The sequence below is a fragment of the Rhodococcoides fascians NBRC 12155 = LMG 3623 genome (assembly GCF_001894785.1).
In the GTDB taxonomy this organism is placed as follows: Bacteria; Actinomycetota; Actinomycetes; order Mycobacteriales; family Mycobacteriaceae; genus Rhodococcoides; species Rhodococcoides fascians.
The window spans coordinates 562168-574720 of record NZ_BCWW01000001.1 but is presented as its reverse complement, the minus strand read 5'-3'; the positions used below and the strand labels follow the sequence as shown (position 1 = coordinate 574720).

General features: G+C 65.2%; 12 protein-coding genes. 8 read left to right on the top strand and 4 right to left on the bottom strand.

What is annotated here, in order from left to right:
- Positions 1–10: 10 nt before the first annotated feature.
- Together RFA01S_RS02915 and RFA01S_RS02910 are read right to left on the bottom strand one after the other, a co-directional pair.
- Complete coding sequence (locus tag RFA01S_RS02915) at positions 11–1057, bottom strand: ABC transporter substrate-binding protein (RefSeq protein ID WP_081371250.1); 1047 nt, start codon at positions 1055–1057, stop codon at positions 11–13.
- Positions 1058–1080: 23 nt separating this feature from the next.
- Entirely contained in the window at positions 1081–1662 is a 582-nt protein-coding gene (locus RFA01S_RS02910; protein WP_027494702.1) for a TetR/AcrR family transcriptional regulator, read from the bottom strand.
- A gap of 102 nt (positions 1663–1764) precedes the next feature.
- Here RFA01S_RS02910 and RFA01S_RS02905 point away from each other — a divergent pair, with 102 nt between their 5' ends.
- From RFA01S_RS02905 to RFA01S_RS02890, 4 genes are read left to right on the top strand one after another with little or no spacing between them, the layout of a single operon-like run.
- Entirely contained in the window at positions 1765–2679 is a 915-nt protein-coding gene (locus tag RFA01S_RS02905) for a metal-dependent hydrolase (protein WP_027494703.1), read from the top strand.
- Positions 2676–3785, top strand: coding sequence for a PDR/VanB family oxidoreductase (locus RFA01S_RS02900; protein ID WP_238325188.1), 1110 nt, complete (start codon positions 2676–2678; stop codon positions 3783–3785). The genes RFA01S_RS02905 and RFA01S_RS02900 overlap by 4 nt, the downstream gene beginning before the upstream one ends.
- 15 nt (positions 3786–3800) lie before the next feature.
- Entirely contained in the window at positions 3801–5324 is a 1524-nt protein-coding gene (locus RFA01S_RS02895) for a flavin-containing monooxygenase (protein ID WP_052060919.1), read from the top strand.
- Complete coding sequence (locus RFA01S_RS02890; RefSeq protein ID WP_032385876.1) at positions 5321–6154, top strand: SDR family NAD(P)-dependent oxidoreductase; 834 nt, start codon at positions 5321–5323, stop codon at positions 6152–6154. Before RFA01S_RS02895 ends, RFA01S_RS02890 begins: the two co-directional genes overlap by 4 nt.
- A 16-nt stretch (positions 6155–6170) precedes the next feature.
- Here RFA01S_RS02890 and RFA01S_RS02885 read toward each other — a convergent pair whose 3' ends face one another.
- A complete protein-coding gene (locus RFA01S_RS02885; protein WP_027494706.1) occupies positions 6171–6815 on the bottom strand; it encodes a TetR/AcrR family transcriptional regulator in 645 nt (214 codons plus the stop codon).
- 124 nt (positions 6816–6939) lie between these two features.
- On the opposite strand from RFA01S_RS02885, the gene RFA01S_RS02880 reads away from it, so the two are divergent.
- The 4 genes from RFA01S_RS02880 to RFA01S_RS02865 are packed head-to-tail and all read left to right on the top strand — an operon-like array spanning position 6940 to position 11421.
- Entirely contained in the window at positions 6940–8073 is a 1134-nt protein-coding gene (locus tag RFA01S_RS02880; protein WP_032408360.1) for a VOC family protein, read from the top strand.
- Positions 8070–9005: a fumarylacetoacetate hydrolase family protein gene (locus tag RFA01S_RS02875; RefSeq protein ID WP_032385875.1), complete on the top strand. Its 936-nt coding sequence runs from the start codon at positions 8070–8072 to the stop codon at positions 9003–9005. The genes RFA01S_RS02880 and RFA01S_RS02875 overlap by 4 nt, the downstream gene beginning before the upstream one ends.
- Positions 9002–10609, top strand: coding sequence for a bifunctional 3-(3-hydroxy-phenyl)propionate/3-hydroxycinnamic acid hydroxylase MhpA (gene mhpA, locus RFA01S_RS02870; RefSeq protein ID WP_052060918.1), 1608 nt, complete (start codon positions 9002–9004; stop codon positions 10607–10609). Before RFA01S_RS02875 ends, mhpA begins: the two co-directional genes overlap by 4 nt.
- Positions 10606–11421 (top strand): SDR family oxidoreductase, encoded by an 816-nt coding sequence (locus tag RFA01S_RS02865; RefSeq protein ID WP_032408359.1) that lies wholly within the window; start codon positions 10606–10608, stop codon positions 11419–11421. Before mhpA ends, RFA01S_RS02865 begins: the two co-directional genes overlap by 4 nt.
- Here RFA01S_RS02865 and RFA01S_RS02860 read toward each other — a convergent pair.
- Positions 11418–12518: an alpha/beta hydrolase family protein gene (locus RFA01S_RS02860; protein ID WP_139278367.1), complete on the bottom strand. Its 1101-nt coding sequence runs from the start codon at positions 12516–12518 to the stop codon at positions 11418–11420. The genes RFA01S_RS02865 and RFA01S_RS02860 overlap by 4 nt on opposite strands.
- Positions 12519–12553 lie beyond the last annotated feature (35 nt).

Below are 12553 nucleotides of genomic sequence, written 5' to 3'. Positions count from 1 at the left end.
GACAGGGCGTTCAGCTCTGCTCTGCCGGCTCGACGAACATCGTTTCGATGTCGTCCATGATCCTGTTCAGGCCGATCGGGTCCGACGAATTCCACACGCTCGCCGAGACCCAGTGCACCCGATTCTGCTGCACCGCAGGCAGTGTCGACCACAGCGGTGCAGCACTGATCGCGTCCCGTTCACTGTCGGCACCCTGGTCGGTGTACACGAACAGGGTGTCGGCGGAGTTCAGAATGTTCAGCGTCTCGTCGGTGATGTCGATACGGAACACACTGGGATCCTGCTGGCCCTCGGGCTGCGCCATGCCCACACCGCGGAAGGCGATGCTCTCACCCGTGCCGACGCGAATCGAGTACTCCCCACGCTCGCTCAATCGAACAGCGGAGACCGGCTTGTCGGCCAGGCCCGCGTCGGCAACCCGCTGCTTCAGCGCGGCCATGCGATCGGCCAGCCCCTGCATGAGGTCCGTTGCCTGGCTCTGCTTTCCGAGCGCATCCCCTACGGCCGCTACCCCGTGCGAGACATCCTCGAGCGACACCCCGTCGTTGTAGGCGAAGCCGTAGGTCGGCACTCCGCTGGCCGCGAGCTTGTCGTAGATCTCCTTGTTCCAGGCCTTCTCGCCTTCGCCGTCGTACCCGGCGACCACCACGATCAGGTCGGGGTCCTGAGCCAGAATTCCCTCGACGTTGGGATCGAAGCCGCCACCCTCACCCGCAATGTTCGCGATGTCGCCGATGCGCTCGTCGACGTGCGCGGGTAGCGCCAGCGGGTTGAAGGACGCGGCCACGGGATTCACCTCGAGCGACAGCATCAGTGCCAGTGAGATGGGGTCGGCGGCGACGACCCGGGCGGGTCGCTCGGGAACCTCGACCGAGCCGAAGTAGTCCTGCACCGTCCTGGTGCCGGCGGCCTCGGCTGGACCGGACGGTTCCGACGTGGCGCTCGAGCATCCGACCAGAGCCAGAGAGAGTGCGCCGACGAGCGTGTACAGCCCAGCAGAGGCGGAACGTCTCATCCGGCCGGTTGCACGGCCGTGGAACACGAAGAATCGAGGCATAACTGGGCAGCCTAGCCTAACTTCTAGCCGCGGTGGTCACCGCCGACAAGCAACGGCACGATGCTCCGGTGCGCGAAGGCCAGCAGATCGTCGTACGTCTCGAGTGCAGCGCCGGCTGCCGGAGTCAGCAGAATCGAATGCACGACGCGGACCACGATTTCCGGGGCGTCGGGTACCGCGAAACTGTCCGAGTCCAGCCCTCCCCGGGCGATCTGGGCGGCAGCGTCTATTGCAGACGCGAGCAGGGTCGACGCATTGGTCGTCAACTGTTCGAGTACCAACGCACTCTCGGAGTCGAACATCTTGAGCAGGACGGGATTGGTTCGCACCGACTCGATCGTCGTCGCGAATCCGTGCGCGGCACGATCCGCCCGAGACGATTGTTCGGCGGCCGCTGCCGCCACCGCGACGAACAGTCTCGTCGACTCACGTGCCATGACCGCGCGCACCAGCTCGTCCTTGGATCCGATGCGGCGATAGACCGTCACCCGGTTGATCTTGGCGCGCTTGGCTACGTCCCCGATGGTCGTTCTGGGGATGCCGACCTCGCCGAACAACTCCAACGCGGCATCGAGGATCGGCCCGTCGTCACCGTCTGGATGCATCGTCCGATCCTAACGGCACCCTCGATGATTGAATGCAACATTGCAACACTATCTGTTGCTATGTAGCATCACCTCATCAGCATTTCGACGAATGGAGCTCGAATGTCTCGTGACCGAGCGATCGACCCGAACGCGCGCCACCTGGACGAGTCCTACGCGATCGTGGCCCGCGCAGTGACGTTCGACTGGACCGGCGTTCCGCTGCAGTACATTCCGCACGAGTGGTACGCCACGCACTTCTGGAACGTGATGCACCTGGTGCTGCCCGAGGGCGAACGGGCGATGGCCGATGTGTTCGCCCTCGCGCTTCCGTACATCGACGACCGCAGACTGCACGAGGAGGTCGTCGGTTTCGTCGGACAAGAAGCCACGCACGCGTCCTCGCACGAGAGCTTTCGTACGTACCTCGTCGCGCACGGAGTCGACATCGAGCCGATCCTGCAGCGCATTCGATTCGCGGTGGGCGTGGTGTTCGGCGATCACGGCCTCACCGGCCGCGCGGGCAAAGCGTGGCTGAACGAGCGCCTCGGGATCTACGCCGCAGCCGAACATTTCACCGCAGTAGTGGGCGAATGGCTGTTGGACAACACCGAATTCGATCGCCTCGGTGTCGATCCGACGATGCTGGACCTGCTTCGCTGGCACGGGGCCGAGGAACTAGAACACCGCAACGTTGCCTTCGACGCATTCCAGTACGTCGACGGGGGTGCGTTTCGCCGCGCCCGCACCGCGGTGATAGCCAGCGCGGGGTTGGCCGTGCTCTGGTTCAGCACCGCCGCGTACCTGTACAAGAACTCGGTAGCCACCCCGCGCACCGGGAAGCGCCGACTTCGCACCCCCTGGCCTCTCGCCTTCGCACGAGCATCCCGCAAGCAACTGATACCTGGCCTGTCGTTTCTGTTCGTCCAACTCGCCCTGTACATCCGACCGGGTTTTCACCCATCCAAGATGGGCGACATCGACAAGGCCGTGCGATACCTGGCGACGTCACCCGCGGCACTGGCGGCACAGCAGTGACCACCGAAACAGCCTCGAGGCACAGCCATCTGGGTGAGATCACGGTGACCGACCCCGGCCGTGGCCTCCGAGCCATCGCTGCGGCGTCTCGGGTGTACGCAAGACTGGTCACCGACTCGTCCGTCGTGACCGCCCTCTCCCCGGCGCGACCGCGCCGATGCATCGGATACGAATTCGAGACCACCATCGACGAGATCGTCGACGAGGCCGAGGACGTGCGCTCACTTCTACTGCGTCGCAGCGACGGGAGCGCAATGCCGACCTGGTTGCCCGGTGCACACATCGACGTGACCACACCGGCCGGCTCGGTTCGGCAGTACTCGCTCGCAGGTCGGCCGGCAGGAGGAGATCGGTATCGCATCGGTGTCCGCAGGATCCCCGGCGGCACGGCCTCCACCGAGATACACGGTCTCGTTCCAGGAGACACCCTCCGAGTCCGTGGACCCCGCAACGCATTTCCCATGGCCGCCGCCGAGCACTACTTGTTCGTCGCGGCCGGCATCGGCATCACGCCCATTCAGTCCATGATCGAGCGTGCCGTCGCCGACGGCACACGGTGGACCCTCTACTACCACGGAAGATCTCGTGCGAGCCTGCCGTTCGTCGCCGAACTGCAGCAGTCCGCGCTCACCTCCCGCGGTCACGTGATCATCAAAACCGATGACGTGGAAGGACTTCCGAGTCCGTCGGACATCGTCGATCTCGGGACGGGATCCTCGGCCCTGTACGTCTGCGGCCCCGCGGCACTCTCGCGCCGGCTGCGCGAGGAGGCCACCCGAAGTACCGCGGTTCGGGAGTTCCACACCGAGCTGTTCGCGCCCGCCCCCGTGGTCGACGGCCGTCCGTTCGTGCTGAAGCTCGCACGGTCCGGCGACACCGTCGAAGTCGGCGCACAGGAGACCGCCCTCGACGCCCTCCGACGAGTCCGTCCCGATCAGCCGTTCTCCTGCCGCCAAGGTTTCTGCGGTGCCTGCGTCGTCGGCCTCACCGGCGGACGCGTCGACCATCGCGATCGCGTGCTGAGCAGCATCGAACGCGAGAACTCACTCACCCTGTGCGTGTCACGCGCCGCGGTCGACGGCGACGTCGTCGTTCTCGATCTGTAGAAGGAGCCACACATCATGACCGACAACGACTCTGCCGCGGCGCACATCGACGTCGCCATCATCGGTGCCGGCTTCGGCGGTCTCGGAGCTGCGATCAGGCTCGAACAGGAAGGCCGCGGCGACTTCTTGATCTTCGAGCGTGACAGTGCGGTCGGCGGGACGTGGCACGTGAACACCTATCCCGGCGCCCAGTGCGACATTCCCTCGGCGCTGTATTCGTTCTCGTTCGCACCCAACCCGGACTGGACCCGCCTGTATCCACTGCAGCCCGAGATCGAGCAGTACCTCAACGACTGCACCGACCGGTTCGGTATCCGGAATCGAATCCGGTTCGGACACGAGGTGCTCGACGCGACGTGGGACGACGACCGGGCGCGTTGGATCGTGCGAACGAGCGGCGGAACATGGACTTCTCGGATTCTGATCGGAGCCCTCGGCCCGTTCAGTGAACCCGCCACTCCCAGTATCGACGGTCTGGAATCGTTCGGAGGCAACGTCTTTCATTCGGCCCGCTGGAACCATGACCATTCGGCCGAGGGTAAGCGTCTCGCCGTCATCGGCACCGGCGCATCGGCGGTGCAGTTCGTACCCCGACTCGCTCCGTCGGCCGCACATCTGACGCTCTTTCAACGCACGCCCACGTGGATCCTTCCCCACCCGGACCGTCCCATCTCCGAGTCCGGCAGATCCGCGCTGAGGAAGTTTCCGGCGGCTCAGCGCGCCATGCGTCGTACGTTCGATCTGTTCCAGGAAGCTCTGGTACCCGGCCTGATTCGGCACCGCGCCCTGCTGACGCCGTTGACCGCACTGGGCCGGGCTCACCTACGCAGACAGGTGAAGGATCCCGTACTCCGCGAGAAGCTGACTCCCACCTACACATTCGGCTGCAAGCGGCCGACGTTCTCGAACAAGTTCTACCCCGCCCTGTGCCGCGACAACGTCACCGTCGAGACCACCGCCATCTCCCGCGTCGTGCCCGAGGGCGTCGTCACGACCGACGGAACGGTCCACGAGGTCGACACCATCGTTCTCGGAACAGGTTTCACCGTCGCCGGGCATTCAGGCTTTCGGCGCATCGTCGGTCGTGGCGGTCGGTCGTTGGCGCAGACCTGGCCCGACGGAGAGATGTCGTCGTATCGAGGGACGACGGTGCACGGCTTTCCGAACTTCTTCATGGTGCTCGGCCCCAACTCGGTGGTGTACACCTCGCAGGTCGTCACCATCGAAGCACAGGTGAACTACGTTCTCGCAGCACTGCGGGCGATGGACGACAAAAGCTTGGCCGCAATCGACGTCACCCGCACTGCACAGACGGAATTCGCGGACTACACGGACGAACGGTTGGCCGGTTCGGTGTGGAACTCGGGTGGGTGCAGCAGCTACTACCTGAGCCCATCGGGCCGCAACGTCACCTACTGGCCGGGTTCGGTACGCAACTTCACCCGTCGTATGTCGGCCATCGAACTCGACCACTATTCCTGCCGCAGTGCCACTGTCGATGTGCCGGGCACACTCGCCGTCACCGAGGAGTCCGCATGAGGAACCACATGGACCTCACCGGCAAGGTCGCACTGGTGACCGGCGGTGCACGCGGCATCGGTGCCGCGACCGTAGCAAAACTGGTGGCCGCCGGTGCATCCGTGGCAGTGGTGGATCTTCGCTTCCCGACCGACGCGGCGGGCGCTGCACGGGTGTTGCTGTTGACCGGGGACGTCACGGATCCGGAGGCGATGACGGAGTGCGTGCAGGCGACGGTGCGCGCCTTCGGCGGGATCGACATCGTGATCGCCAACGCCGGCATCACACCGCCGCCTGCCACCATCAGGACCGTCGACCGCGCGGTGTTCGACTCCGTCATGGCGGTCAACTTCGGCGGTGTGCTCACCATCGTCCGCGCCGCGGCGGACGAGATCGTGACCAGTGGTGGGCACATTCTGCTCGTATCGTCCTGTGCTGCATTCACTCCCGGCATGGGCGGGTCTGCCTACATGGTCAGCAAGGCCGCCGTGGAACAACTGGGCCGCGCGCTACGCATCGAACTCGCCGCGGTCGGTGCATCGGCCGGTCTGGCGTACTTCGGGGTGGTCGACACCGATCTGGCGCGCCACACCCTCGACAACGATCCGATGGGCCAGCGGATCGGTGCTTTTCTCCCCTGGCCGTTGAGCCGTCGACTCCCGTCCCCACGGGCGGCGGACCTCCTGGTCGACGCGGTCCGTACGCGTCGAGCACGGCTGATCGCCCCTGCAGTGTGGGCACCGTACTTCTGGTTCCGTGGGATCCTCAACCCGATCCTGGAGTGGAAGCTACTGCGTGACAACGCAGTCGGCGATATCATTCGCGACCTCGAACACAGCCGGGCGCACTGACACCCGGACGGGCCCCTTACGCGTCGACGCTGGGAACCGCGTCCAGCGGAGGCAGGGTTCGCGAACACAGCTCGCGCGCATCCGCATCGGACATTCCGAGGGCGAGCAGCACGCTGTGCGCCATGTTGTCGACGGCATCGACGTCGCTACGTTCCGGCTGTTCGAGCAGTAGTTGCCCCATGCCCAGCAGTGCCCCCGCTGCCAGAGCCAGAGCCAGCTGGGTGTCCTGCACGCGGAAGTGCCCGGTCAGTACTCCGGCTTCGATGTCGCGCGAGGCCCGCGGACCGAGACCGTGCTTCGAGGTGATCAACTCCGGCCCGGAGTGGATGAGCACTCGGCTCAGATCCGGTTGTTGCCGGAACAGTCGGCCTGCGATGCGGAACGACCGGGTGAACGCTTCTGCGGGATCGTCCTCGTCGTCGCTCAACGAGTCCAGGTAGATGCCCAACAGCTCGAGGGCACCGTCGACCGCAGCCTGGAACAGCTGCTCTCGGCTCTCGAAATGGTTGTAGAACGACCCCATGCCGACGTCTGCGGCCTGAGTGATCTCGGCAATCGGCACGTGCAATTCGCCGCGGGCTATGAAGCTCTGCGCGGCAGAGATCAGGGCACCGCGCGTGCGCGCTTTGCGTCGCTCGAGGCGATTCGGGGTTTCGGTCATGGTCCCTACTCCTGAGTGCATTTGTCGCCGCCTTGACCCTTCCTCACCGCTGACGAATTTGTCAACACTCTTGACTGACCGATTAGTCATAGGTGACGATAGTGTCACCAACGAGGGAGGGCTGATGGGACACGACGTCGACGGCCACAAGAACATGCATGTGGATCAGGGCGCGCTTCCAGGCGAACACCCGGGAAAAGCCGCCGACCCGATCATCAAGGTGCGCGACATCGCGTGGCTCGAGTTCCGCAAACCCGACCTGGCCAAGGCCGAGGCATTCGCGGTGGCGTTCGGTTTCACCGTCTCACTGCGCACGTCCGAGGAGATTCACCTGCGCGGCACGCACGTCGGGTCGCCGTGCGTGATCATCCGACGCGGCAGACGAACGCGGTTCGTCGGCGCGGCGTTCGCTGCCGCCGAGGACGCCGACGTCGTCCGCCTCGCCGATGCCACCGGGCAGCAGGTGCACCGGCTACCCGACACACTCGGCGGCATCGCCGTCACTCTGACCGATCCGGGCGGGCAGCCTGTGCAGATCGTGTCGGGCTACACCGAACATCCCGAACTCCCGGGCCAGGACGCGCACACCTACAACTTCGGCGATCCACGCAACCGGATCAACGCCACCCAGAGGCCCCCGCGTCAGCCCGCGCGCGTCCAACGGCTCGGGCACGTGGTGCTGCAGCGAGTGGACTACCTGGAGAACCTGAACTGGTACCTGCACCACCTGGGTCTGATCGTCAGCGATTTCCTCTACTACGACGGCCAACGCGACCGCGGACCGGTGATGAGCTTCATCCGCTGCGATCGGGGCAGCATCCCGTCCGATCACCACACTCTCGCCATGACTCTCGGCCCGTCGAACCGCTACGTGCACTCGGCGTACCAGGTGACCGACATCGACGCCATCGCCGCCGGTGGCGAATTCCTCACCGAGCGTGGGTACAAGCACTCCTGGGGCATCGGCAGACACATCCAGGGCAGTCAGATCTTCGACTACTGGCGTGATCCCGACGGTTTCCTGGTAGAGCATTTCAGCGACGGCGACATGTTCGACAGCTCGCTCGAACCTGGCTGGGCACCGATGACGGCATCCGGCCTCGCCCAGTGGGGCCCAACGGCATCGAAGGACTTTCTCGGTATCGCCCCGAGCAAAGCCTCTCTGTACGAGCTCAAATCGATCCTGTCCTCCCTACGCACCGACAACGAGTTCGACACCGAACGCCTTCGTGGCCTGATGAAAGTGGCTTCCTCATGAGCATCGCTGTACTACGCACCGCCGACGCCTGGTGGGTCGAGACCCCGGCCGGGGCGTCGCGCATCGACACGTCGGCAACCACGACCGCCGAGCTTCTCGCCGATCGCGCCGCTGTGGACGCAGCGCGTACCGGCACCGATGTGGTTGCAGTGGAGACGCTTTCGCTCCTCTCCCCGGTCACCGCACCGTGCCGGGTAGTGGCGAACATGACCAATTTCGTCTCGCACGTCAAGGACTCGGGAATGAACCCCGACACGGTGCCACTGACGTTCTTTCGGAAGACGTCCGGTTCGATCAGCGGCCCCACCGACGACATCGTCAAGCCGACGCACGTGAAACTCCTCGACTACGAAATCGAGATCGGCCTCGTGTTCGGCAAGACGCTGACCGTCGGCACCAAGGTCGACGCCACCAACGTGGCCGAGTACGTCGCCGGACTCGTCATCACCAACGACGTGTCTGCGCGAGACGTCCAACTACCGAAAACCCAGTTCTACGAGGGCAAGTCGTACCCCACGTTCACGCCGGTCGGCCCACGACTGCTCCTTCTCGAGGCCGGAGAATTCGACCGGTTCGGCGAGCTGACTCTGACACTGCGCGTCAACGGGACTGTGCGACAGGACAGTACCGTGGCCGACATGATCTACCGTCCCGTCGAATCGCTGAAGGCGCTGAGCAATTTCCAGCGGCTCGACGCGGGCGATCTGCTGCTCACCGGCACTCCCGGTGGTACTGCGCTGAAGGCTCCGGCCAAGCCGATCGAGATGATCGGATCTCTGATCCCGCCGGCGCTCAAGTGGAAGGTGTTCTTCAAGAAGCAGGCCAAGAATCCCGACTTCCTGCAGGACGGCGACGTTCTCGAACTGACGTGCTCCACCCCCGACGGATCCCTCGACCTGGGAGTGCAGCGCACCCGGGTCTCGTACCGATGACCGAACGCGGATCCGACGGCACCCACCACCCGGTGGTCATCGTCGGATCCGGCCCGACGGGCATGACGGCCACTCTGCTGTTGGCGCAGTACGGCATCCCCTGCCTGGTGCTCGATCGCTGGGCCGACGTCTATCCGCAGCCGCGCGCAGTACATCTCGACGACGAGGTGTACCGAATTCTGCACGACATCGGTGTCGCGGAGGATTTCGCCGGCATCTCACGTCCCGGCCGCGGGCTGCGACTGTGCACCAAAAATCTGCGCACCCTGGCCGAGTTCGAGCGCGATCCCGACGACAGACCGCACGGCTACCCCCAGGCGAACATGTTCGATCAACCGGACCTCGAGCGCCTCATGCGCACGCACGTCGCCCGATACGACACGATCGAGATGCGCGGCGGGTGCGAGATCACCGACGTGCAGAACCTGAAAGATGCCGCCCGAGTGTCGTACACATCCACCGAGGACGGAACCCCACACTGGGTGACCGCGGATTACGTACTGGGCTGCGACGGTGCCAACAGCATCGTGCGCCGGTCCATCGGGTCGAAGATGGAGGACCTCGGGTTCGCGCAACGGTGGTTGGTGATCGATATCGCCACCGATGCCGAACTCGGTCAATGGGACGGCGTTCACCAGGTGTGCGACTCCGAACGGTCCGCCACGTACATGCGGATCGGTTCCACCCGCTACCGCTGGGAATTTCGGATGCTCGACGGCGAAACCCTCGACGAGTTCGAGGATCTCGCCGCCGTCCGGCCGCTCATAGCGCCGTGGCTGCGGCACGTCGACGACCCCTCGATGGAGCTGATTCGGAGCGCCGAGTACACATTTCGGGCGCAGGTCGCCGATAGCTGGCGGGATCGACGCGTGTTCGTCCTCGGCGACGCGGCGCACTTGACTCCACCGTTCATCGGACAGGGAATGGGCGCGGGTCTGCGCGATGCGCGCAACCTGGTCTGGAAGATCGTCGGGGCCCTGGATGGGCACGTCTCCGATTCGGCACTCGACAGTTACGAAATCGAGCGAAAGGCCCATGCCACAACCATGATTCGGATGGCCGTCGCCATGGGCTGGGCGATGACCGGCGGCAGTCAGCTGACCGGAATTCTGCGCACCACGCTCGCACCGGCTCTCGGCCACCTGCCCCTCATCGGAGCGAAGGTGTCCGACAGCGCCACTCCTCCGCTCACCCGTTCCGATTTCGTCCGGCGTCCGGCCGCGCAGATCCGTTCGGTGGTAGGCGCGCTGTGCCCCAACAGCTCCCTGGACAACGGCACCCGACTGGACAGCATCGCGCCGGGACAGTTTCTCTTCGTCTCGACGACCCCGTTGACCGTCGAACAGCGACGCGAGGTCGATCGTCGTGGCGCTGTCGTCGTCGAGGTCGCGGCCTCCTCCGAGCTCGGACTGTGGTTACGGCGCGGTCACGCGGTAGCGGCTGTCGTACGACCGGACCGAACCGTCATGGCGGCGGGTAAGTCGGTGCCGGCCTTGCACACCCGAGTTCCGAGCACCAGGTTGCGACGAATCGATCGAACCACTCCCACGGCGGCAGTCGCCACCCCGAGAACCAGAAACACCGCAACGAAGAGGCGTAGATGAACACCGCACTTGTCACCGGAGCCACGTCCGGTATCGGCCAAGCTGTCGCCGAACTACTGCTCGCTCGCGGCTACCGCGTCATCGGCACGAGCCGCAGTTGTTCCACCGTGGTCGACCCCATCCCCGGGGTCGAGTACCGAGATCTCGATCTGACCGACCCGGACTCCATCCGGACGTTCGTCGACGGACTTGCCGGCGTGGAGATCGATGTTCTGATCAACAATGCGGGCGAAAGCCAGTGCGGCCCCGTCGAGGAACTCCCGATCGAGGCGGTCACCCGGCTGTTCCAGCTCAACGTGTTCGGTGCCGTCGAGCTCATGCAAGCCGTGCTGCCGGGGATGCGCGAACGCCGTCGGGGCAAGGTCGTCAACATCGGCTCGATGCTGGCCAGCTTCCCGTTGGCCTATCGCTCGTCGTACGCCGCGACCAAGGCAGCGATCAAGGGCTTCTCGACGGCGGCCCGCTTCGAGCTCGCGCCCTACGGGGTGGACATCACCACCGTCGAACCCGGCTCCATCGCCACCGGACTCTCCGCCCGCCGCACGAAGTACTGCGGACCGCATTCACCGTACCTCCGCGACTTCACAACGGTGATCTCGCACCTCGACGCCAAAGAGGCACAGGGTATCTCCGCGGACACCGTGGCCGAGACGGTCCTGAAAGCCGTCGAGGACAAGAAGACTCGACCCCTCTATTCCGTCGGCAGCAACGCTCCCGCGGTGTTCATGGCGCAGCGACTGCTGCCGCGCACCGTGCTCGAGAAGTTCACCGCCCGGGCGTACGGACTGCCCACCAAGCAACCGGTGACCTAGCGGAACAGCCCTGCGACGAACGGAATAGTGTCGGCCTGTGATTGGACGAGCGCTCCGCTGTGATCGGCGTCGTAGGGCCGGAACGTCACCGGCTGACCGTTGGCGGTGAGCCTGGCGACGTAGGCGGCGGTGGTCGGGAACGGGACGTCGGTGTCCCGCAGTCCGTGGCCCACGAAGAACGGCTTGTCGAAGCCGGCCTCGGGCATGGCCATGTAGTCGTCGAGTACTGCGGTGAAATTCGGCAGGCTGGTCAACGGCGCAGTGAAGAAATCACCGACCTTGACGCCCTCGAGCTGCTCCTCGAGGTCCGCGACACAGGCCGTCTCGGCCAGATCCGCGTATTTCTTTCCGGCGGGAGTGAGGATATTGTCCAGGCCTAGCTCGGGGTGCGAATAGCGAAGAGCAGCAGCGATGTACGCGACGTACGCGGTCAGACCGGCCGGGAGCGCCACCGGCGGCATCCCCGGTCCACCGATCGAGACGAGCTTCTCGATGTACGCGGGAGTCCCGGTGCCCACTGCGCCGCGATAGTCCAGATCCGGTCCACCGAATTCGGTCGCGTAGCGCGCGGTGTAGATCGCTGCGCCGCCGCCCTGGGACTGACCGACCGTCACCCACTTGCGCGAGAGTTGATCGCTGTAGTTGCGGCCTGCCTTCACCATGTCGACCACGTTGTGCGCCGTGGTCCGCCCGTCCAGATATGCCTGCAATCCTTCGGTGCCGAGGCCGGCATAGTCACTGGCCACAACGGCGTAGCCCTGCGCGAGCCAGTTACCGAGGTACGGCAGATCTCGTTCGGCCAGCGCCGGTCCCGCGACCGAGGGCGCGCACGAGTCACCGAGCCCGGAGGTGCCGTGAGCCCACGAGATCACCGGCCAACCGCCCTCGGGCGCAGTGCCCTGAGGAAGGAAGACGGTGCCGGTGCTCAGGGCCTTCTCGCCGAACGTGTCGGTGGTGACGTAGGTGAGCACCTCGGCCGAGGACGAGCCGGGGATCCAGAATTCTTGCGGTAGAGCGCGACTGGAGACGACATCGCCGATGTTCTGGGTGATCGTCGGCGCTGCGGAGGCAGGGGCGGTCAGCAGGCCAGAAGCCATGCTCGACGCCAGCGCCGTAACTACAGCAAGGGCAC

Coding starts and splice junctions, on each gene's coding strand:
- RFA01S_RS02895 (WP_052060919.1), top strand. CDS start 3,801: ATGACCGACAACGACTCTGCCGCGGCGCACATCGACGTCGCCATCATC.
- RFA01S_RS02875 (WP_032385875.1), top strand. CDS start 8,070: ATGAGCATCGCTGTACTACGCACCGCCGACGCCTGGTGGGTCGAGACC.
- RFA01S_RS02865 (WP_032408359.1), top strand. CDS start 10,606: ATGAACACCGCACTTGTCACCGGAGCCACGTCCGGTATCGGCCAAGCT.
- RFA01S_RS02905 (WP_027494703.1), top strand. CDS start 1,765: ATGTCTCGTGACCGAGCGATCGACCCGAACGCGCGCCACCTGGACGAG.
- RFA01S_RS02910 (WP_027494702.1), bottom strand. CDS start 1,662: ATGCATCCAGACGGTGACGACGGGCCGATCCTCGATGCCGCGTTGGAG.
- mhpA (WP_052060918.1), top strand. CDS start 9,002: ATGACCGAACGCGGATCCGACGGCACCCACCACCCGGTGGTCATCGTC.
- RFA01S_RS02880 (WP_032408360.1), top strand. CDS start 6,940: ATGGGACACGACGTCGACGGCCACAAGAACATGCATGTGGATCAGGGC.
- RFA01S_RS02885 (WP_027494706.1), bottom strand. CDS start 6,815: ATGACCGAAACCCCGAATCGCCTCGAGCGACGCAAAGCGCGCACGCGC.
- RFA01S_RS02915 (WP_081371250.1), bottom strand. CDS start 1,057: ATGCCTCGATTCTTCGTGTTCCACGGCCGTGCAACCGGCCGGATGAGA.
- RFA01S_RS02890 (WP_032385876.1), top strand. CDS start 5,321: ATGAGGAACCACATGGACCTCACCGGCAAGGTCGCACTGGTGACCGGC.
- RFA01S_RS02860 (WP_139278367.1), bottom strand. CDS start 12,518: ATGGCTTCTGGCCTGCTGACCGCCCCTGCCTCCGCAGCGCCGACGATC.